The organism is Nonomuraea recticatena (genome assembly GCF_039533245.1).
GTDB lineage: Bacteria > Actinomycetota > Actinomycetes > Streptosporangiales > Streptosporangiaceae > Nonomuraea > Nonomuraea roseola.
Map to the genome: position 1 here is coordinate 208,980 of NZ_BAAATE010000004.1, position 18,354 is coordinate 227,333.

Annotated in this window: 14 protein-coding genes; 10 read left to right on the forward strand and 4 right to left on the reverse strand. The window is 70.9% G+C overall.

Going from position 1 to position 18,354, the window contains the following annotated elements; translation table 11 throughout:
* Positions 1–14 precede the first annotated feature (14 nt).
* Complete coding sequence (gene pdxR, locus ABFX50_RS09900) at positions 15–1,355, reverse strand: MocR-like pyridoxine biosynthesis transcription factor PdxR (RefSeq protein WP_346145216.1); 1,341 nt, start codon at positions 1,353–1,355, stop codon at positions 15–17.
* A gap of 67 nt (positions 1,356–1,422) precedes the next feature.
* On the opposite strand from pdxR, the gene ABFX50_RS09905 reads away from it, so the two are divergent.
* Together ABFX50_RS09905 and ABFX50_RS09910 are read left to right on the forward strand one after the other, a co-directional pair.
* Entirely contained in the window at positions 1,423–2,304 is an 882-nt protein-coding gene (locus ABFX50_RS09905) for a DMT family transporter (protein WP_346145218.1), read from the forward strand.
* Positions 2,305–2,367: 63 nt separating this feature from the next.
* Positions 2,368–4,020 (forward strand): fumarate hydratase, encoded by a 1,653-nt coding sequence (locus ABFX50_RS09910; RefSeq protein WP_346145220.1) that lies wholly within the window; start codon positions 2,368–2,370, stop codon positions 4,018–4,020.
* A 584-nt stretch (positions 4,021–4,604) separates the two neighbouring features.
* On the opposite strand, the gene ABFX50_RS09915 is transcribed toward ABFX50_RS09910, so the two are convergent.
* Positions 4,605–4,793 carry a DUF5999 family protein gene (locus ABFX50_RS09915; protein ID WP_183655360.1) on the reverse strand — a complete coding sequence of 63 codons (189 nt, stop codon included), beginning with the start codon at positions 4,791–4,793 and terminating at the stop codon, positions 4,605–4,607.
* Positions 4,794–5,405: 612 nt separating this feature from the next.
* Between ABFX50_RS09915 and ABFX50_RS09920 the strand changes: the two genes are divergently transcribed.
* The 8 genes from ABFX50_RS09920 to ABFX50_RS09955 all read left to right on the forward strand — a co-directional run bounded on the left by ABFX50_RS09920 (position 5,406) and on the right by ABFX50_RS09955 (position 15,583).
* Positions 5,406–6,497 (forward strand): serine/threonine-protein kinase, encoded by a 1,092-nt coding sequence (locus ABFX50_RS09920; protein ID WP_183655357.1) that lies wholly within the window; start codon positions 5,406–5,408, stop codon positions 6,495–6,497.
* A gap of 35 nt (positions 6,498–6,532) precedes the next feature.
* On the forward strand, positions 6,533–8,305 hold the full coding sequence (locus ABFX50_RS09925; RefSeq protein WP_346145222.1) for a serine/threonine-protein kinase: 1,773 nt from the start codon (positions 6,533–6,535) through the stop codon (positions 8,303–8,305).
* A gap of 43 nt (positions 8,306–8,348) precedes the next feature.
* Positions 8,349–9,740 carry a class II fumarate hydratase gene (locus tag ABFX50_RS09930; RefSeq protein WP_346145224.1) on the forward strand — a complete coding sequence of 464 codons (1,392 nt, stop codon included), beginning with the start codon at positions 8,349–8,351 and terminating at the stop codon, positions 9,738–9,740.
* Positions 9,741–10,222: 482 nt separating this feature from the next.
* Positions 10,223–10,609, forward strand: coding sequence for a hypothetical protein (locus tag ABFX50_RS09935; protein ID WP_183655349.1), 387 nt, complete (start codon positions 10,223–10,225; stop codon positions 10,607–10,609).
* A gap of 75 nt (positions 10,610–10,684) precedes the next feature.
* On the forward strand, positions 10,685–11,437 hold the full coding sequence (locus tag ABFX50_RS09940) for a 3-hydroxybutyrate dehydrogenase (protein WP_346145226.1): 753 nt from the start codon (positions 10,685–10,687) through the stop codon (positions 11,435–11,437).
* Complete coding sequence (locus ABFX50_RS09945; protein ID WP_346145228.1) at positions 11,422–13,263, forward strand: helix-turn-helix domain-containing protein; 1,842 nt, start codon at positions 11,422–11,424, stop codon at positions 13,261–13,263. Before ABFX50_RS09940 ends, ABFX50_RS09945 begins: the two co-directional genes overlap by 16 nt.
* Positions 13,264–13,316: 53 nt before the next feature.
* Positions 13,317–14,588: an MFS transporter gene (locus tag ABFX50_RS09950; protein WP_346129027.1), complete on the forward strand. Its 1,272-nt coding sequence runs from the start codon at positions 13,317–13,319 to the stop codon at positions 14,586–14,588.
* Positions 14,585–15,583: an alpha/beta fold hydrolase gene (locus ABFX50_RS09955; protein ID WP_346145231.1), complete on the forward strand. Its 999-nt coding sequence runs from the start codon at positions 14,585–14,587 to the stop codon at positions 15,581–15,583. Before ABFX50_RS09950 ends, ABFX50_RS09955 begins: the two co-directional genes overlap by 4 nt.
* Here the strand turns inward: ABFX50_RS09955 and ABFX50_RS09960 are convergent.
* The gene (locus ABFX50_RS09960) at positions 15,568–17,556 is read right to left on the reverse strand and encodes a glycosyltransferase family 2 protein (RefSeq protein WP_346145233.1); all 1,989 of its coding nucleotides are present in this window, start codon (positions 17,554–17,556) and stop codon (positions 15,568–15,570) included. The two genes, ABFX50_RS09955 and ABFX50_RS09960, sit on opposite strands and share 16 nt — an antisense overlap.
* Positions 17,557–17,617: 61 nt before the next feature.
* Complete coding sequence (locus ABFX50_RS09965; protein ID WP_312895798.1) at positions 17,618–18,259, reverse strand: aggregation-promoting factor C-terminal-like domain-containing protein; 642 nt, start codon at positions 18,257–18,259, stop codon at positions 17,618–17,620.
* Between the last annotated feature and the right edge of the window lie 95 nt (positions 18,260–18,354).

An 18,354-nucleotide genomic window follows, 5' to 3' on the forward strand; every position in this document is an offset into this window, starting at 1 on the left:
CCCTTTCTAACCTTCTATCCCTTTCTTTGTCCAGACATACTGACCTTCATGCGTGCGATCACGTCGTCGGCGTGATGGGCGGGCACCCGGGCGAATCCCATGACGATCGCGGGCGGCCCCTCGGTGAAGCGCATCTGGTCCACTTCTTCGGCCGACAGCCCCGCCGCCCGAGCGGCGGCGGCCACCTCGTTCTCGTCCCAGTCCTGCGGCAGGTCGAGGTAGATGTGCAGGCCCGCCTCGATCCCGCGCACGACCAGCTCGGGCAGGTGCTCGGCCAGCGCCCTCACCAGGGCGTCGCGGCGCTTCTTGTACTCCCTGCGCATCCTGCGCAGGTTGCGGTCGTACCCGCCGGTGCGCAGGAGGTGGGCCAGGGCGTACTGCTCGATGACGGGCGAGCCGAGGTCGAGCTCGCCGCGCGCCCGCCGTACGGCCTCGGCCAGGTCGGGAGGGGCGGCGATCCAGCCGAGCCTGAGGCCGGGGGCCAGCGACTTGCTGACGCTGCCGGACAGGATCACCCTGTCGGGCGCGAGGCCCTGCAGGCAGCCGACGGGGTCGCGGTCGAACCTGAACTCGGCGTCGTAGTCGTCCTCCACCACCACGCCGCCCCACTCCATCAGCGCGGCCCTGCGCGCGGGCGACAGCACGACGCCCGTCGGGTACTGGTGGGCGGGGGTGAGGAGCACCGCGCCGACCCCGCGCAGGCGCTCGACCCTCAGCCCCTCCTCGTCCACCGGGATCGGCACCAGCTCAGCGCCCGTGCGCCTGAGCAGCGGGACCTGGCGGTGACTGGTGGGGTCCTCGACCGCGAGCTTCGGGCTCCTCAGGGCGTGCAGGATCAGGCTGAGCCCCTGGGCCACACCGCCGACGATCACCAGGTTGTCGGCGCTGACGTCGGCGGCGCGGACCCGCTTGAGATAGCTCGCCAGCTCCTCGCGCAGCTCGGGCACGCCCCCGGGGTCGCCGTAGTCGAAGGCGTCGCTCGGCACCGTGGTCAGCACGTGCCTGACCGCGGCCATCCAGCGCTCGCGGGGGAAGCCGCCGAGGTCGGGCGAGGTGGGACGGTGACCGTAGTAGGGCGCCCGCTCCCGCACCCGCGCGGGCTCCCTGCGGGCGGTCGCGGCGACCACGGTGCCCGCCCCGACCCTGGCCAGGAGGAAGCCCTCGGCGACCAGCTGCTCGTAGGCCTCGACGACCACGCCCCTGGACACGCTGAGATCCCTGGCCAGCTCGCGGCTGGCAGGCAGGCGCGTCCCCGCCTCCAGCCTGCCCTGCCTGATGGCCTCCCTGAGCTCGGTCGCCACCTGCCCCGCGATCGCCCCCTTGCCCCTGTCGATGGGGATATGGAGATCGGCCAATTGGTCCTCACTTTTGCCGCGTCATTGGACTGTATGGGCGAACCATTCCATTCCTAGCATGCCGTACATGAGAAACGGTGTCATCGGAGCTGCCTCCGCCATGTTCCTCGTCGGCACCCTCGCGGGGGTCTCGGGAGTGATCCAGAACTATCCGGTGTACGGCGGGCAGGCCGTCCGCTACCTCGCGGCGGCGGCCATCCTGCTGGCGGCCACGCGCGTGATGGGCCTGCGCTTCGTCAGGTTGACGGCCCGCGAGACGCTGCTGCTTCTCGCGCTCGCGCTCCTGGGCCTGGTCATCTTCAACGTGTGCGTGATCGAGGCGACCCGCGAGTCGGGGCCCGCGCTGCCCGGCACCATCCTCGGGACGGTCCCCCTCGTGCTGGCCATGGTCAGCGGGCGGCCCGCGCCCCGGCTGGTGATCAGCGCCGGCATCGTGGTCGCGGGCGCGGTGCTGGCCACGGGGCTCGGCAGCGGCAACCTGCCAGGGCTGCTGTGGTCGCTGGGCGGGCTGGTCGGTGAGGTCAGCTTCTCCCTGCTGGCGATCCCGTTGCTGCCCAAGCTGGGCGCGCTGCGCGTGTCGGCCTACTCCACGGCGCTGGCCGTGCCCGTGCTGGCCGTCGTCGGATTCTTCATGGAGGGCACGGCCATGCTGCGCGTGCCCACCGTCGCCGAGGGCCTCGGCTTCCTCTACCTGACCGTGGTCGTGACGGTCATCGCCTTCTTCCTCTGGTACACCTCGCTGCCCAAGCTCGGCCCCGGCACGGCGGGCCTGTTCGCGGGGCTGATCCCGGTCGGCGCCATCGTCACGGGGCTGGCGCTGGGCATCGCGGTGCCGTCCGCGCCCGACCTGCTCGGAGCAGGACTGGTCATCCTCGGCATCGTCGTCGGCCTCACTGCCGACCGCGGCGCCGCGATCGCCGTTCCCGAACCGGCCGCCGGCCGCTCCTGACGGTGCGGTCCTGCGCAGGCACGGCACGTCGTACCCTCTAGGGGACCGAAAGGATCGAGGGACATGCCCGAGTTCGACTACACCGACCTGCTTCCGCTTGGCGCCGACGACACCGAGTATCGGCTGATCACCAGCGAGGGGGTGCGGAAGGTCGAAGCTGCGGGACGCAGCTTCCTGGAGGTCGACCCGGAGGCGTTGCGACTGCTCACCGAGACCGCCGTCCACGACATCTCGCACTACCTCCGCGCCTCCCACCTGGCGCAGCTCAGGAAGATCGTCGACGACCCCGAGTCGAGCGGCAACGACAGGTTCGTGGCGCTCGACCTGCTCAAGAACGCCTCGATCTCGGCGGGCGGCGTGCTGCCCATGTGCCAGGACACCGGCACGGCCATCGTCATGGGCAAGCGCGGACGCCACGTGCTGACCGACGGCGCCGACGCCGAGCACATCTCGCGCGGCGTCTACGACGCCTACACCAGGCTCAACCTGCGCTATTCGCAGATGGCTCCGCTCACCATGTGGGAGGAGAAGAACACCGGCAACAACCTGCCCGCCCAGATCGAGCTGTACGCCGAGGACCCCCACGGCCACCCCGACGAGTACAAGCTGCTGTTCATGGCCAAGGGCGGAGGGTCGGCCAACAAGTCGTTCCTCTACCAGGAGACCAAGGCGGTGCTCAACGAGAAGCGCATGCTGGCCTTCCTCGAGGAGAAGATCCGCTCGCTGGGCACCGCGGCGTGCCCGCCGTACCACCTGGCGGTGGTGATCGGCGGCACCAGCGCCGAGTACGCGCTGAAGACCGCCAAGTACGCCTCGGCCCGCTACCTCGACTCGATCCCGACCGAGGGCTCGCCGTCCGGGCACGGCTTCCGCGACCTGGAGCTTGAGCAGAAGGTCTTCGAGCTGACCCAGAAGCTCGGCATCGGGGCGCAGTTCGGCGGCAAGTACTTCTGCCACGACGTGCGCGTCATCCGCCTGCCCAGGCACGGCGCCTCCTGCCCCGTGGCCATCGCGGTCTCCTGCTCGGCCGACAGGCAGGCGCTGGCCAAGATCACGCCTGAGGGCGTGTTCCTGGAGAAGCTGGAGACCGACCCCGCGCGCTTCCTGCCGGAGACCACGGACGAGCACCTGTCCGACGACGTGGTGCAGATCGACCTCAACCGCCCGATGGCCGACATCCTCGCCGAGCTGACGAAGTACCCGGTCAAGACGCGCCTCTCGCTCACCGGCCCGCTCGTCGTCGCCCGCGACATCGCCCACGCGAAGATCGCCGAGCTGCTCGACAACGGCGGCGAGATGCCCGCCTACCTGAAGGACCACGCGGTCTACTACGCAGGACCGGCGAAGACGCCGACGGGGTACGCGTCCGGCTCGTTCGGGCCGACGACGGCGGGGCGCATGGACTCCTATGTCGAGCGCTTCCAGGCCGAGGGCGGGTCCATGGTGATGCTCGCCAAGGGCAACAGGTCCAAGCAGGTCACGGAGGCCTGCCGGCAGTACGGCGGGTTCTACCTCGGCTCGATCGGCGGGCCCGCGGCGCGCCTGGCCCAGGACTGCATCAAGAAGGTGGAGGTCCTGGAGTATCCCGAGCTGGGGATGGAGGCGGTGTGGAAGATCGAGGTGGAGGACTTCCCCGCGTTCATCGTGGTCGACGACAAGGGCGAAGACTTCTTCACCGACACCACGGGCCCCGTCCTGTCCATCGGCCGCCGCTGACGTGCTCGCCGTCTCGCCCCGGCCGTGCGAACGGCCGGGAGAGCGAGCGCGCCCAGAAGGGCGACTGTCTCCCACCCCGTGGGAGCGGCGTGGAACAGGGGCTCCCCGCGCCCTGAAGGGCGCTCTGAGCCGCGATCTCCGCGTGGCGGCCGCATGGGTCGCCCGGCCGCACAGAGGGAGCCGAGGGTCAGGCTCGCCGGGCTGGGGGGCGACAGCGGGCCGCGTGAAGGCAGCCGTCTACGCGGGTGGATGGTGTTCAAGGGGTGTCGGAAGGGCCGATCACCGAGGTGTGGTCGGTCTCGGGCGACCGCACCTTCTACGGTGACTCTGGGCCTTGCCGGTCTGCTGACGACCCGGGCCCTGCCTCTGGCCTTCGAGGGGGTGGAACCCTGCCGGTCTGTCGGCGACTCCTGCGTCAGGCGCCCGTACGTGGGGGTGGATCGGACTCTCCGCCGTGGTCCTGCGGGACTGCCGGCGACGCGGGTCGCGTCGGTGCGTGGGGTCTGTGCTGCGCTGGGGCCTCGCCGCTCCGGTGGCGAGCCGGAGAGTGTGGATCCAGCGGCGGCTCGGGGTTCGCGGGCGCCTCAGGCCGCGACCAGACCTCTGTGCGGGGCCACGACGGAGCCGTCGGGCAGCAGCAGGCCGGTGTCCTCGAACAGGACCACGCCGTTGCACAGCAGGCTCCAGCCCTGGTCGGGGTGGGACGCGATCACGTGCGAGGCCTCACGGTCCGCGGCGTTCGCGGTGGGACAAGCGGGTCGATGACTGCACATCTTGCACCTCTCAGATGCTGCTCCTGGTTTGTTCTGTTGGTAGGGCTACGTTCGCCCTGACGGTGTCCGGAGGTCCGGCTCGCGCTCTGCGCCGGCCTGCTGGGCCCCGCCCGATCGTGCCGGCGGATCTCTTTCCCATCCCAACGAGACTGGCGACGCTCTTGGTTCCTGTGAACCTTCTACCTTCATCATGACGACAGGCGCCGACAGTTTCGATGCATTTTGTGGCACTGGGGTTCACGTTTTCAGCATGCCTTGAGGTTCTGACGAACGGCTTGCAAACGGCTGACGCGGCGCGTAGCGGAGATCAGCCGTAGTCGTGCCTCTGCGGGGGCGCGCCGGCCCACGAGGCGCCGGGCGGGCGCGATGGTGGAGCGGGTCCACGACCACCACGCCGCTTCTGGTGTTCGACGCCCGGGAACATCCTTACCACCTGCGCTACCGCGACGTCCGCCCGGACGCTGCGGAAAAGGCTTTGGACACTTGTGAACTGGGACGATGTCGCCAAGCGATGTGCTGACGTGACGAGTCAGGCTGGTTGACCGAAGTTCGCAACTTTTTATCGGCCCGACCTCTACTGGTCGGTTTCAGCAAATAGGTAAGCTGCCTGCCATGCGTGCGCCGTCCGGTTACCTCCTTGCCGCGCGCTATCGGCTCATGGAGCCGGTCGGCCGCGGCGGCATGGGCACGGTTTGGCGAGCGCACGACGAGTTGCTGGACCGTCACGTTGCGGTGAAGGAAGTGCGGCTGCCGACCGTCCTCGACGAGGAGCTCAGGGCGGAGTTGTGCGCCCGCACCGAGCGAGAGGGCAGGGCCACGGCGATGGTCGCCCACCCCTCGGTGATCACCGTCTTCGACGTCGTCACCGAGGACGAGCGGCCCTGGATCGTGATGGAGCTGCTCCAGGCCAGGTCGCTGGAGCAGCTCATCCAGGACGAGGGCCCGCTGCCGCCGCGCAGGGTCGCCGAGATCGGCAGGCAGGTGCTGGGGGCGCTGCGCGCCGTCCACGCCAAGGGCATCCTGCATCGCGACGTCAAGCCCAGCAACGTGCTCGTCACCGAGGACCGCGCCGTCCTCACCGACTTCGGCCTGGCCGCCATGGAGGGCGACGCCTCCATCACGCAGGCGGGCATCGTGCTCGGCTCGGCCGGCTACATCGCCCCCGAGCGGGTGCTCGGCTCGAAGGCCAGCCCCGCGGGCGACCTGTGGTCGCTCGGCGCGACCCTCTACACCGCCGTCGAGGGCAGGGGCCTGCACGGCAGGCGAACGGCGGCGGCCGCGCTGGCCGCGCTCACCAGCGGCGAGCCGATCCCCATGGTCAAGGCGGGGCCGCTGGCCCCCGTGCTCGACGCGCTGCTGCGGATCGACCCCGCCACCCGCCTCGACTCGGTGCGAGCCTCGCTGATGCTGGCCAGGGTCGCGGCCGGAGGTTCGGCCGAGGAGCCGCTGACGACCAGGGGCAGGATCGCGCGCCCGGGTCCCGCGCGCCGGCCCACGCATCGCGGTCTGCACAGGGCGGAGACCACCGCGCCGACCCCCGTCGTTCCCATGCCGCGCACCCACCGCAAGCCGGGTGAGGGAGTGCATCGGAAGGTCATGGAGCAGCGCCCTGCACCGTCCGGTTACGCCCGGTTTGTAGCCAAAGTGATAAAGTTGTTCCTTCCTAGGCGCTTTTGGCCCCGCGAACTTCGCAAGCGTGGGTAAAGCGTTATCCAAGCGAGAATAGATATCTTCTTCTCATGCCGGAACAGCAGAAGCGCCTGCTCGCGGAGCGCTATGAGCTGATCACACCGATCGGCCGGGGGACCATGGGGACCGTTTGGCGGGCCCACGACCGCGCCCTCGGCCGCGAGGTCGCGATCAAGGAGATCCGCCAGGATCCCGGGCTCACCGAGGAGCAGCGTGCCGAACTGCGCGAGCGCATGGTCCGTGAGGGCCGCACCGCCGCGCGGATCAGCCATCCCTCCGTGGCCTCGATCCACGACGTGCTCATCCAGGACAACAGTCCATGGATCATCATGGAGCTCGTCGAGGCCCGCTCCATGGAGCAGGTGATCGAGGAGGAGGGCCCGCTGCCGCCCCGTCTCGTCGCCGAGATCGGCGTCGACCTGCTGGGCGCGCTGCGCGCCGCCCACGGGCAGGGCGTCACGCACCGCGACGTCAAACCGGGCAACGTGCTGATCACCGAGAACGGCAGGGTCGTCCTGACCGACTTCGGCATCGCCAAGGCGGAGGGCGACACCAGGCTCACCAAGACCGGCATGGTGATCGGCTCCCCCGGCTACACCGCGCCCGAGCGGGCCCGCGGCGAGTACACCGGCCCCGAGTCCGACATCTGGTCGCTCGGCGCGACGCTGTACTTCGCGGTGGAGGGCAGGCCGGCCTACGAGCGCGCGACGGTGGCCGAGACGCTGGCCGCCCTCATGACCGAGAACGTCGACGCTCCCACGCAGGCCGGGCCGCTCCGTCCGGTGCTGGAGGGCATGCTCCACAAGGACCACCGCCAGCGGCTCACCGCGGCCACGACCGAGACCATGTTGCGGATGGTGGCCGACACGCCCACCAGCGACATCCCCAAGGTCATGGAGGACTTCGACCCCGACAGGACGATGACTGTGCAGCGCCCCAAGCCCTCCGAGCAGGACGATCAGAGCGCCATCGTCACCTCGCGACTGTCGATCCCCTCCACGGGCCTGCCCGGCAAGCCCGTCTACCCGCCGCCCGCCGCCGCGAGCGGCCCCGGTACGGCCGGCCCTGGCCGGCCTGACGGTCCTGGAACGCCTGGCGGGCCGGGGCGCCCCCAGGGGTCAGGCGCCTTCGCAGGTCCCCCTTCGGGCGCCGGAGCCTTCTCAGGCCCTCCCGCCCAGGGCGGCGCGGGCGCGTTCGGAGCGCCCGCGGGCCCCGGCGGGCCAGGCGCCTTCTCGGGGCCCGCCAACGCCGACACCCGCCCGAGCGGCTCCAACCAGCGGCCGGCCGGCCCCGACCAGCGTCCTGGTCCCGGCGGACCTGGCGGCCCCCACGGGCAGGCCGGGCCGCCCACGCCGCCGGCTCCCCCGCATGGCCCCCAGCCTGGTCCCCAGGCAGGCCATGGCGGGCCCACCGGCCACCCGGGCCCCGGCGGGCCGGGACACGGCGGGCCGGGGCACGGCGGTCCAGGGCACGGCGGTCCAGGACACGGCGGTCCGGGCGGTCAGCCGGGAGCCGGGCGTTCCGGGTACGCGGGCCCTCAGGGAGCGCTCCCGTACAACGGCGGTCCTGGAGCCCCGGGCGACACCGTGGCGCACCGCGCGCCCGGCGGGCCCGGCACCCCCGTGCCCGCCGCTCCGCCGCGCGGCTACGGGAGCGACCACCCCGACAGGCAGCCAGGCCTCGGCACCGACCTGTTCGCGATCGCGGGACAGTCCGCCCAGGAGAAGGAGGGCAACCGCGCGGGAGTCCTCATCCTCATCGGCGTCGCCATCGTCGCCCTTGCCGTGATCGCGATTCTGGTCATCTCCGCCGTCTCGGGCTGACCCCGACGCCTCGCGCTCGATCCGGATCGCACAGACTTGGGACATGAGTGAGTTTCGGATCGAGCACGACTCCATGGGCGAGGTGCGCGTCCCCGCGGACGCCAGATGGCGCGCGCAGACCCAGCGGGCCGTGGAGAACTTCCCCATCTCGGGACGGCGCCTGGAGCCCGCCCACATCGCCGCGCTCGGCCTGATCAAGGCGGTCGCGGCCGAGGTGAACGCCGAGCTCGGCGTGCTCGACAAGGACGTGGCGGAGGCCATCGCCCAGGCGGCGGCCGACGTGGCGGAGAACGAGTACGACGAGCACTTCCCCATCGACGTGTTCCAGACCGGCTCGGGCACCTCCTCGAACATGAACGTCAACGAGGTCGTCGCCACGCTCGCGCAGGAGCGGCTCGGCCGTCCCGTGCACCCGAACGACCACGTCAACGCCTCGCAGTCGTCCAACGACGTCTTCCCCACCTCCATCCACGTCGCGGCCGCCACCGAGGTCGTCTTCCACCTGGTGCCCTCGCTCCAGCACCTGGCCATCGCGCTGAGGGTCAAGGCGACGGAGTTCGCGCAGACGGTGAAGTCCGGCAGGACCCACCTCATGGACGCCACCCCCGTGACGCTCGGCCAGGAGTTCGGCGGCTACGCCTCGCAGGTCGAGCACGGCGTCAACCGCGTCAACTCGGCCCTTCGCCACGTCGTCGAGCTCCCGCTGGGCGGCACCGCCGTGGGCACCGGCATCAACACCCCTCCCGGCTTCGCCGCGAAGGCCATCGAGAAGCTCAGCGAGGCGACGGGCATCAGGTTCGTCGAGGCCGAGGACCACTTCGAGGCCCAGAGCGCGCAGGACGCGATCGTCGAGCTGTCGGGTCAGCTCAAGGTCGTCGCGGTCTCCCTCAACAAGATCGCCAACGATCTGCGGTGGATGGGCTCGGGCCCCAGGGCAGGGCTCGGCGAGATCAACCTGCCCGACCTGCAGCCCGGCTCGTCCATCATGCCTGGCAAGGTCAACCCGGTGATCCCCGAGGCCACGGCCATGGTCGCGGCCCAGGTCATCGGCAACGACGCCGCGATCACCTTCGCGGGCGCCTCCGGCACCTTCGAGCTGAACGTCATGCTCCCCGTCATCGCCAGGAACATCCTGGAGTCGATCCGCCTGCTGGCCAACGTCTCCCGCCTGCTCGCCGACCGCTGCGTCTCGGGGATCACCGCCAACACCGAGCGGCTGAGGGAGTACGCCGAGTCCTCCCCCTCGATCGTCACGCCGCTCAACCGTCATGTCGGCTACGAGGAGGCCGCCAAGATCGCCAAGCAGGCGCTGGCCGAGCGCAAGACCATCCGCCAGGTGGTGATCGAGCGCGGTCACGTCGCCAACGGCACCCTCACCGAGAGCGAGCTGGACGCGGCCCTCGACGTCCTGTCCATGACACGCCCCTCCCAGTAGCCGTTCCCCGGGGTGACCGATCCCCGCCCGCCGTCTCGCCGGGATCGGTTACCCCAAGTTCGATAACGATTCGCCAACGTAGTCATCCGATCGCGCAAAGTGGTCGTCAGAGGAAGGCGTCGGCAACCGCCGATCCCGTCTGACGAAGGGGTGACCGATAGCGTGCGAATGGTTCCCTCGGCCGGCAACAACAGCATTGCGTTCGCGCGGAAGGCGTCGGCACCGTCGGCAGGCGGGGTATTCATCGGCCGTGGATCGACCGGCGCGCCGGTGTGGCAGGCCGCGCTCAGGCGGGGTCCCGAAGGAGACGGTGTGGACATCCCGGACGGCACAGGACGGCACAGGACGGCGCAGCGCGGCCCGCCTCCGGCTCCATGAGGTTTCGCGAGTCGAAGACATCCCCATGGAGTTTCGAGAGGAGGTGTGACGCCGCCCCGCCACCCCGAGGCGGGCAGGGCGTCACGTACCAGATGAGGATCCTGATGCTTCGCCTGTTCCAGGCCATGCGCAACGCCAGGACCAAGGACCTGACCCGGCACCTGGCAGCCACGCCCCTTGAACACATCTACGCCCGGTTCGGCCGCGACATCCTGGCCCAGGCGGCCCAGGACCGCGCGCTGTCCGACGCGATCGCCAAGGAGGTCGCGGAGATCGACAGGTCGATCGAGGAGGAGGGCGTCGATCCCACCCCCGTCGAGCTGCGCTCCTTCCTCATGGGGTACGGCCAGGGCGTCATCGACTCCGCGGTGATCAGGCCCGATCTGGTCGCCCAGGACACCAGCTGCGGCAGCGTGTATCCCAGCTCGGTGGTCAAGCTGGGCGCGCTGAGCCAGAAGGCCTTCGCGGGCGGCCTCATCAAGATGTCCTGAGACACACATGAGCCCGGAGAGGTATGTGGCCGGGCTCCATGTGCCGTGCGAGGAGAAGCGGCTAGGGTCCGAGACATGACGGAGGAGCTGGCCGGGCGGACCGCCCTGGTGACGGGGGCGGGAAGCGGCATCGGCAGGGCGTGCGCCGTCAGGCTGGCCTCGGCGGGCGCCAGGGTGCTGGTCGTCGACAGGTCGGCCGAGGCCGCCGAGCGCGTGGCGAAGGAGACGGGAGGGGTCGCGGTCACCGCCGACCTCTCGCGTGAAGGCTTCCTCGGCGAGCTGCCCCACGAGCCCGTCGACATCCTGGTGAACAACGCGGGCTTCCAGCACGTGGCGCCGATCGAGGAGTTCCCTCCCGAGGTCTTCGCCACGATGCTCAAGGTCATGCTGGAGGCGCCGTTCCTGCTGGCCAGGCACCTGCTACCGGGGATGTACGCCAGGGGCTGGGGCCGCGTGGTCAACATCTCCTCCGTCCACGGGCTCAGGGCCTCGCCGTACAAGTCGGCCTACGTCACGGCCAAGCACGGCCTGGAGGGACTGTCGAAGGTCATCGCACTCGAAGGCGCCGCCAAGGGCGTGACCTCCACGTGCGTGAACCCCGGCTACGTGCGCACCGAGCTGGTCGAGAGGCAGATCGCCGCCCAGGCCGTCTCGCACGGCATCCCCGAGAGCGAGGTCGTCGAGCAGGTCATGCTCCAGCCCGCCGCGCTCAAGCGGCTGATCGAGCCAGAGGAGGTGGCCGAGCTGGTCGCCTACCTGTGCGGCCCCAACGGCTCCTTCATCACCGGCGTCTCCCTTCCCGTGGACGGTGGATGGACGGCTCGCTAGCCTTCCTCGACCTGCTGGCCAGAGAGGCCTCGGCGGTCGAGTTCGAGGGCCCGATACTCAAGGCCAGGGCCGAGGGCGCCAGCCCGCAGGTGCTCGAGGAGCTCGAAGAGGCCAAGCTGAGGGCGCTCAAGGTCCGCGCGCTGCTGCGGCGCAGGGCCAGGCGCGAGGCCGAGCTGAGCGCGCTCTACGACACCGCGGGCGACCTGGCGGGGCTGCGCGACCTCGACGCCGTGCTCGAGGCCATCGTCCACAGGGCGAGGCAGCTGCTGGGCACCGACACGGCCTACATGACGCTGCACGACCCCGACAGGGGCGACACCTACATGCGGGTCACCGACGGCTCGATCTCGGCCGCCTTCCGCGTGCTCAGACTGGCGATGGGCGCGGGCCTCGGCGGCCTGGTGGCCCAGACGGCGACGCCGTACTCCACCGCCGACTACTTCGCCGACGCCCGCTTCAGGCACACCGCCGAGATCGACCACGCGGTCAAGGAGGAGGGCCTGGTCGCCATCCTCGGCGTGCCGCTGCGCCTGGGCCGCAGGGTGATCGGCGTGCTCATGGCCGCCAACCGCAGCGCCAGGCCGTTCGCGCAGGAGGAGGTCTCGCTGCTGGCCAGCCTCGCCGCCCACGCGGCAGTCGCGATCGACAACGCGAGGCTGCTGCAGGAGACGCGCAACGCCCTCGACGAGCTCTCCCACGCGCACAGGATCGCCAGGGAGCACAGCGACGCCGTGGAGCGGGCCGCGCTGGCCCACGACAGGATGACGGGGCTGGTGCTGCGCGGCGGCGGCATCGAGGACGTGGCGGCCGTGGTCACCGAGGTGCTCGGCGGCACGCTCGCCGTCCTCGACGAGACGGGACGGCCGCTGGTCGGCGAGGTGGAGGACGGCGTCCTGGAGCAGGCGGTGCCCGGCCGCACGGTCAGGAGGGGCAACCTCATGATCAGCGCCAGCGCGCCGCTGTGCACGCTGGTCCTGAGGAGCGACGACGCCGACGAGCGCATCCTGGAGCGGGCGGCGCTGGTCTGCGCGCTGTTGCTGCTGTTCCGCAGAAGCGTCGCGGAGGCGGAGGGCAGGGTGCGCGGCGAGCTGCTCGACGACCTCATCTCCCGCGCCGCGGACGACCCGCGCGGTCTCACCGACCGCGCCCGCAGGCTCGGCGTCGACCTGTCGGCGCCGCACGTGCTGGTCGTGGCCAGACACGACGGTCAGCGCGAGCGGGCCGCGTTCTGGGCCTCCTCCCATGCGGCGATCTCCAGAGGCCTGGCGGCCGCGCGCGGCCAGGAGGTGGTGCTCCTGGTGCCGGGCAGCGACCCCGGCGCCGCCGCCCAGCGGGTCGCGAGCGAGCTGAGCGCCTCCCTGGGCTCGGCCGCGACCGCCGGAGCCTCAGGACCCATCACCGAGCCCACGCACGTCCCGAGAGCCCACAGGGAGGCGCTGCGCTGCGCCGAGTCGCTCATGGCCCTCGGCAGGGCGGGCGACGGCGCCAGCGCGGCCGAGCTGGGCTTCGTCGGCCTGCTGATCGGCGAGGGCCGCGACGTCGGCGCCTTCGTCTCGGCCGCGCTCGGCCCGGTCATCGACTACGACGAGCGCAGGGGCACGGCCCTGCTGAGCACGCTCGCCGCCTACTTCGCCCAGGGCGGCTCGCCCTCGCGCACAGCCGAGGTCATGCACATCCACGTCAACACCGTCACGCAGCGCCTCGACAGGGTCGGCAGGTTGCTCGGCGACGGCTGGCAGGAGCCCGAGCGCGCGCTGGAGATCCAGCTCGCCCTCCGTCTTCGCCACATATCCACGGCAGGGACTGTGGGGCCGACGCCCATATAAGTGACGCCGGTCACTCTTTACCGTGGGCGAAACCCCCCAGAAAAGGCGAAGCTATGAGTATCAAAAAGATCGTGGCCGCGAGCCTGATCGGCACCACCATCGAGTGGTACGACTTCTTCCTGTACGGCTCGGCGGCGGCGCTCGTCTTCAACGTCCTGTTCTTCCCCGACTCCGACCCGCTGACCGGCACGCTCCTCGCGTTCCTCACCTACGCCGTCGGCTTCGTGGCCCGCCCGCTCGGCGGCCTGGTCTTCGGCCACTTCGGCGACCGCCTCGGCCGCAAGACGCTGCTGGTCATCAGCCTGCTCATGATGGGCGTGGCGACCTTCCTCATCGGCTGCCTGCCCACGCACGCGGCCATCGGCGGCGCGGCTCCGCTGCTGCTGACCGCGCTCCGCCTGGTGCAGGGCTTCGCGCTGGGCGGCGAGTGGGGCGGCGCGGTGCTCATCGTCTCCGAGCACGGCGACGCGGGCAGGCGCGGCTTCTGGGCCTCGTGGCCGCAGGCCGGCGCCCCCGGCGGCAACCTGCTGGCCACCGGCGTGCTGGCGCTGTTGGCCGCCTTCCAGTCCGACGAGGCGTTCCTGTCGTGGGGCTGGCGCGTGCCGTTCCTGCTGTCGGGCGTGCTCGTGATGGTCGGCCTGTGGATCAGGCTCTCCATCAGCGAGTCGCCGGTCTTCCAGCAGGCTCCCCCGCTGGAGGACAAGACGCCGATCGCGGGCGTGATCAGGCACCACTGGCGCGACGTGCTGGTCGCGATCGGCGCCCGCATGGCCGAGAACATCTCCTTCTACCTGATCACCGTCTTCGTCATCACCTACGGCACGACCGTCGTGAAGCTGGACAAGGCGACCATCCTTAACGCCGTCCTCATCGCCTCGGCGATCCACTTCATCACGATCCCGCTGTGGGGCGCGCTGTCCGACCGGGTCGGCCGTCGCCCCGTCTACCTGGCGGGCGCAGCGGGCATCGGGGTGTGGATCTTCGCCTTCTTCCCGCTGATCAACACCGGCGGCTTCCTGGCGATCACCCTGGCCATCACCGTGGGCCTGCTCTTCCACGGCATGATGTACGGCCCGCAGGCCGCCTTCTTCTCCGAGCTGTTCGGCACGCGGATGCGCTACACGGGCGTGTCGATCGGCGCCCAGCTGTCGGCGATCGTGGCCGGAGCGCTCGCGCCCGTCATCGCCGTCAGGCTCCTGCAGCAGTTCGGCAGCTGGGTCCCGATCGCGGTCTACCTGGCCGTCGCCGCCGTGCTGACCCTGGTGGCGGTCTACGCGGCCCGCGAGACCCAGGGCCGCGACCTCGCGGAGAAGATCAAGGTATGAAGGTCGCCACCTCGCGACTGACGCAGAACGTGCTGGAGGGGCCGAGCGCCGAGGGCGAGCCCGTGCTGTTCGTCCACGGCAACGTCTCCTCCGCCGCGTTCTGGCGCGACACGCTCGCCGCCATGCCGGAGGGCTACCGCGCGCTCGCGGCCGACCTGCGCGGCTTCGGCGAGAGCGATCCCGCTCCCGTGGACGCCACCCGCGGCCTTCGCGACTTCTCCGACGACCTGGCCGAGCTCGTCGAGGCCATGGAGCTCGGCCCCGTCCACCTGGTCGGCTGGAGCATGGGCGGCGGCGTCGTGATGCAGCTCCTGCGCGACCGTCCCGCCATGGTCCGCTCCCTCACGCTGGTCAACCCCGTCTCCCCGTACGGCTACAGCGGAACAGAGGGCCCCGACGGCCTGCTCACCCACGCCGACGGCACCGGAGCGGGCGCGGGCGCCGCCAACCCCGACTTCGTGGCCAGGCTGGCGAAGGGTGACACGTCGGACGAGGCGCCCACCTCGCCGCGCACCGTCTTCCGCACCTCGTACGTCGCGGGGCCCGTCGCCGACGAGGACTTCTACGTCGCCTCGATGCTGACCACCAGGGTCGGTGAGGACAACTACCCCGGCGACGCCGTCACCTCCGAGGCGTGGCCCGGCGTCAGGCCCGGTGCCAGGGGCGTGCTCAACGCCCTCGCCCCGACCCACTTCCGCCTGGACGACCTGCACAGCGTCGAGCCCCGCCCGCCGATCCTGTGGATCAGGGGCGCCGACGACGTGATCGTCTCCGACGCCTCGCCGTTCGACCTGGCCCAGCTCGGACTGCTCGGCGTCGTGCCTGGCTCACCCGGCACCCCCGCCCAGCCCATGGTCACCCAGACCAGGGCGGTGCTGGAGCGCTACGGCGACTACCGGGAGGTCGTGCTCGCCGCGTGCGGGCACAGCCCGCATCTCGAGCGCCCCGAGGAGTTCCGCAGGCTGCTGGTCGAGCACCTTCAGTCGCGCAGGTAGCGGTGCGTGCTCGCCCGTACCAGCCGTACGGCGTACCGGGCTCCTGGCACGCGCCGGGCCAGCCTGCGCAGCGCCGTGTCGTGGCCCAGCGGGTTGTACTCGGGGTCGACCGCGGTGGCCGGCCTGACCTCGACCCTGCCTCGGCGCATCTCCAGGGCGAAGCGCAGGCCGGTCTCGCTGTCCTCCGCGCGCAGCGAGGTCAGCCATGCGCCCGGCCCCACGTGCTCCGGGCCCGGCATGAACCGCTTGACGGGCACCTTGGCGACCAGCTGACCTGCCGTCTTGCCCGGCAGTCCCGGCTCGACCAGGGCGGGCACGCTGACCTCGCGCGCCCTGCGTGAGGTGTCGCGCAGCACCAGCTCCAGGGCGGGACCTCCGCTCGGCGGCACGTACGGCACCGGCACCACCACGAAGACGTGTCCTTCGCGCTTGGTGACGGTCGCGGCGGCCGAGACGAGGGCGATCGACTCGGAGAAGCTCCTGGGCTCGACGCACAGCCCCAGCTCGCCCGAGTCGCTCCAGCACGGCACGACCAGACGCCTTCTCGGGTGCTCGGCCAGCACGCCCAGACAGGTGAGCGGGCCGTCGGGCCTGCTGATCCTGGAGGAGGCCCGGTGCGCTCCGCCGTACATCCTGACGTGGATCTCCCACTGTCCCGAGGGCAGCGGCTCGCCGACGGCCCCGGTGGCGACGTCGACGCGCGCCCTGCCGTGAACCTGGACGCGCACCCTGCCGCGCTCGTGGATGCGCACGGCCTCGCTGGTCACGGGGACGAAGTAGACGTCTCCCGTGTCCTGGTGCCTGAGGTAGACGTCGATGCGGGCGCGCGCGACGGCGTCCGTGACGTCGGTGACCTCGTCGGGCAGCAGGGTGTGGTCGACCGAGCCAGGAGGCCGCCAGTGGAGCCTGTCGCCGTCCTCGCGGAAGCGGGCGGGCTCACCCGCGTGCGTGTGGACCTCCACCGCCAGGCCGAGCTCCAGCACACCGCCCACCCAGCTCACCTCGCTCAGGTCGGTCCTGAGGGCGCTGCGGCGCGAGTCGGCGCCGAAGCTGATGAGCTGGTCCAGCCGGCCCGCCCTGAGCAGGACGGCCATCGCGCGCAGATGGACGGGCAGGTAGCGGTCGAGCCTCTCGGGGAAGCGCTCCAGCGTCAGTTTCCTGAAGGTGGTGAAGAACAGCCCTCTGTCCACCGAGGACCTGGTGAACCTGGCGCTCCTGAACAGGCGCAGCACGGTCGAGCGGAACCAATGGGCGTACATCTTGTCGCGCTGGCGGCCGGCCTCCGTGCCCGCGTCGATGACGTCGAGCAGCGCGCGCAGTTCGGCGGCCACCACCAAGGGCTCGTCGTCAGGCCTCTCCTCCGGCTCGCCCAGGTGGCAGCAGACCTCGTCGGCCAGCACCGTGACCACCTTGGCGGCCAGGTAGGCGCGTACCGAGAAGGTCTGCTCGGCCACCTTCCCACCGGGGACGGCGAAGCCGATCATGTGCTCCTCGAGGAAGGCCTTCCTGCAGAGCTTGTGCGGGGTGAGCAGCGTGAGCAGCTTGTCGCGCACCACGTCGGCGCGCGCCCTGTTGACCTCGAAGGCCGCGATCGGCCGGCCGCCGTCGCGCACGAGCCTGCCGATCAGCACGTCGGAGTCACACTCGACGGCCCGCTCGTACATCAGCTTCAGGGCCCCGCGCTCGAGCCTGTCGCGCTGGTCGAGCAGGTAGACGTACTCACCCGTGGCGCTGGCGACGCCCACGTTGCGACCGCGCATCACCGAGCCGGTATGAGGCAGGTGCAGGACCCGGACGTTGGGCCTGGCCGAGGCGACCGTGTCGAGCCGTTCAGCGATCCCGTCCGTGGAGCCGTCGTCCACGAAGATCACTTCATAGTCGTCCGGTGGCAGCGTCTGTTCCAGGACGGAACGGATGCAGGCGTCGGCGGTGTTGCCGGGATTGTGAACATTCACGATCACACTGACCTTCACACGGCCAAGCGTGAGCCGCCATTCCCCCGACCGCGAGTGGACTTGCCCATCGCAGAGGGTGTCAGTACCAGCCCCTTGCCATGGAATGGCTCCACGCACCACAGGGCGTGCCATAACGGCCCTTGATGTAACCCAGTCCCCACTTGATCTGGGTGGCCGCGTTGGTCTGCCAGTCGGCGCCGGCGCTGGCCATCTTGCTGCCCGGCAGCGACTGCGGGATGCCGTAGGCGCCTGAGTAGCGGTTCATGGCCCGCTCGTTCCAACCGCTCTCCTTGTGCCAGAGCTTCTCCAGGCAGCCCCACTGGTCGTCGCCGAAGCCGAACCCGCCGAGCATGCCCTTGGCCAGCGCCTTGTTGCTGCCGGGCGAGGGGGTGCTGCCAGGGGGGAAGTTGGCGGCCGGGATGCCGTCGCCGCCGGGGCCCTGGGCGACGACCTTGATGGGGTTGAGCTTCGGCTTGTTCTTGCGGCTGTCGGCCAGCTGGTCCTTGCGCATGGCGTCGACGGCCGCGGCCTTGATGACGTCGGCACCGGGGTCCTCGGCGAAGGGATCGCCGCCGAACAGGCCGCTCATCTCCTCCATCGTGAGGCCGGGCTTGGGCGGGGCCGTCGCGTTCTGGTAGGCGGTGTAGGCCACGAAGCCGCCGCCGCCGAAGACGACCACGATGGCGAGGCCGGCGATCAGGACGCGCTTCGGGGTCAGCACGGAGGAACGGGCCGACCGGCGCCGACCATGGGGCACCTCGGGCGCGGGGCGCTCACTCAACTGCGGACCTGGGCTCACGACCTATGAGCTTGCCC

Coding starts and splice junctions, on each gene's coding strand:
- ABFX50_RS09905 (WP_346145218.1), top strand. CDS start 1,423: ATGAGAAACGGTGTCATCGGAGCTGCCTCCGCCATGTTCCTCGTCGGC.
- ABFX50_RS09910 (WP_346145220.1), top strand. CDS start 2,368: ATGCCCGAGTTCGACTACACCGACCTGCTTCCGCTTGGCGCCGACGAC.
- ABFX50_RS09915 (WP_183655360.1), bottom strand. CDS start 4,793: ATGTGCAGTCATCGACCCGCTTGTCCCACCGCGAACGCCGCGGACCGT.
- ABFX50_RS09920 (WP_183655357.1), top strand. CDS start 5,406: ATGCGTGCGCCGTCCGGTTACCTCCTTGCCGCGCGCTATCGGCTCATG.
- ABFX50_RS09925 (WP_346145222.1), top strand. CDS start 6,533: ATGCCGGAACAGCAGAAGCGCCTGCTCGCGGAGCGCTATGAGCTGATC.
- ABFX50_RS09930 (WP_346145224.1), top strand. CDS start 8,349: ATGAGTGAGTTTCGGATCGAGCACGACTCCATGGGCGAGGTGCGCGTC.
- ABFX50_RS09935 (WP_183655349.1), top strand. CDS start 10,223: ATGCTTCGCCTGTTCCAGGCCATGCGCAACGCCAGGACCAAGGACCTG.
- ABFX50_RS09940 (WP_346145226.1), top strand. CDS start 10,685: ATGACGGAGGAGCTGGCCGGGCGGACCGCCCTGGTGACGGGGGCGGGA.
- ABFX50_RS09945 (WP_346145228.1), top strand. CDS start 11,422: ATGGACGGCTCGCTAGCCTTCCTCGACCTGCTGGCCAGAGAGGCCTCG.
- ABFX50_RS09950 (WP_346129027.1), top strand. CDS start 13,317: ATGAGTATCAAAAAGATCGTGGCCGCGAGCCTGATCGGCACCACCATC.
- ABFX50_RS09955 (WP_346145231.1), top strand. CDS start 14,585: ATGAAGGTCGCCACCTCGCGACTGACGCAGAACGTGCTGGAGGGGCCG.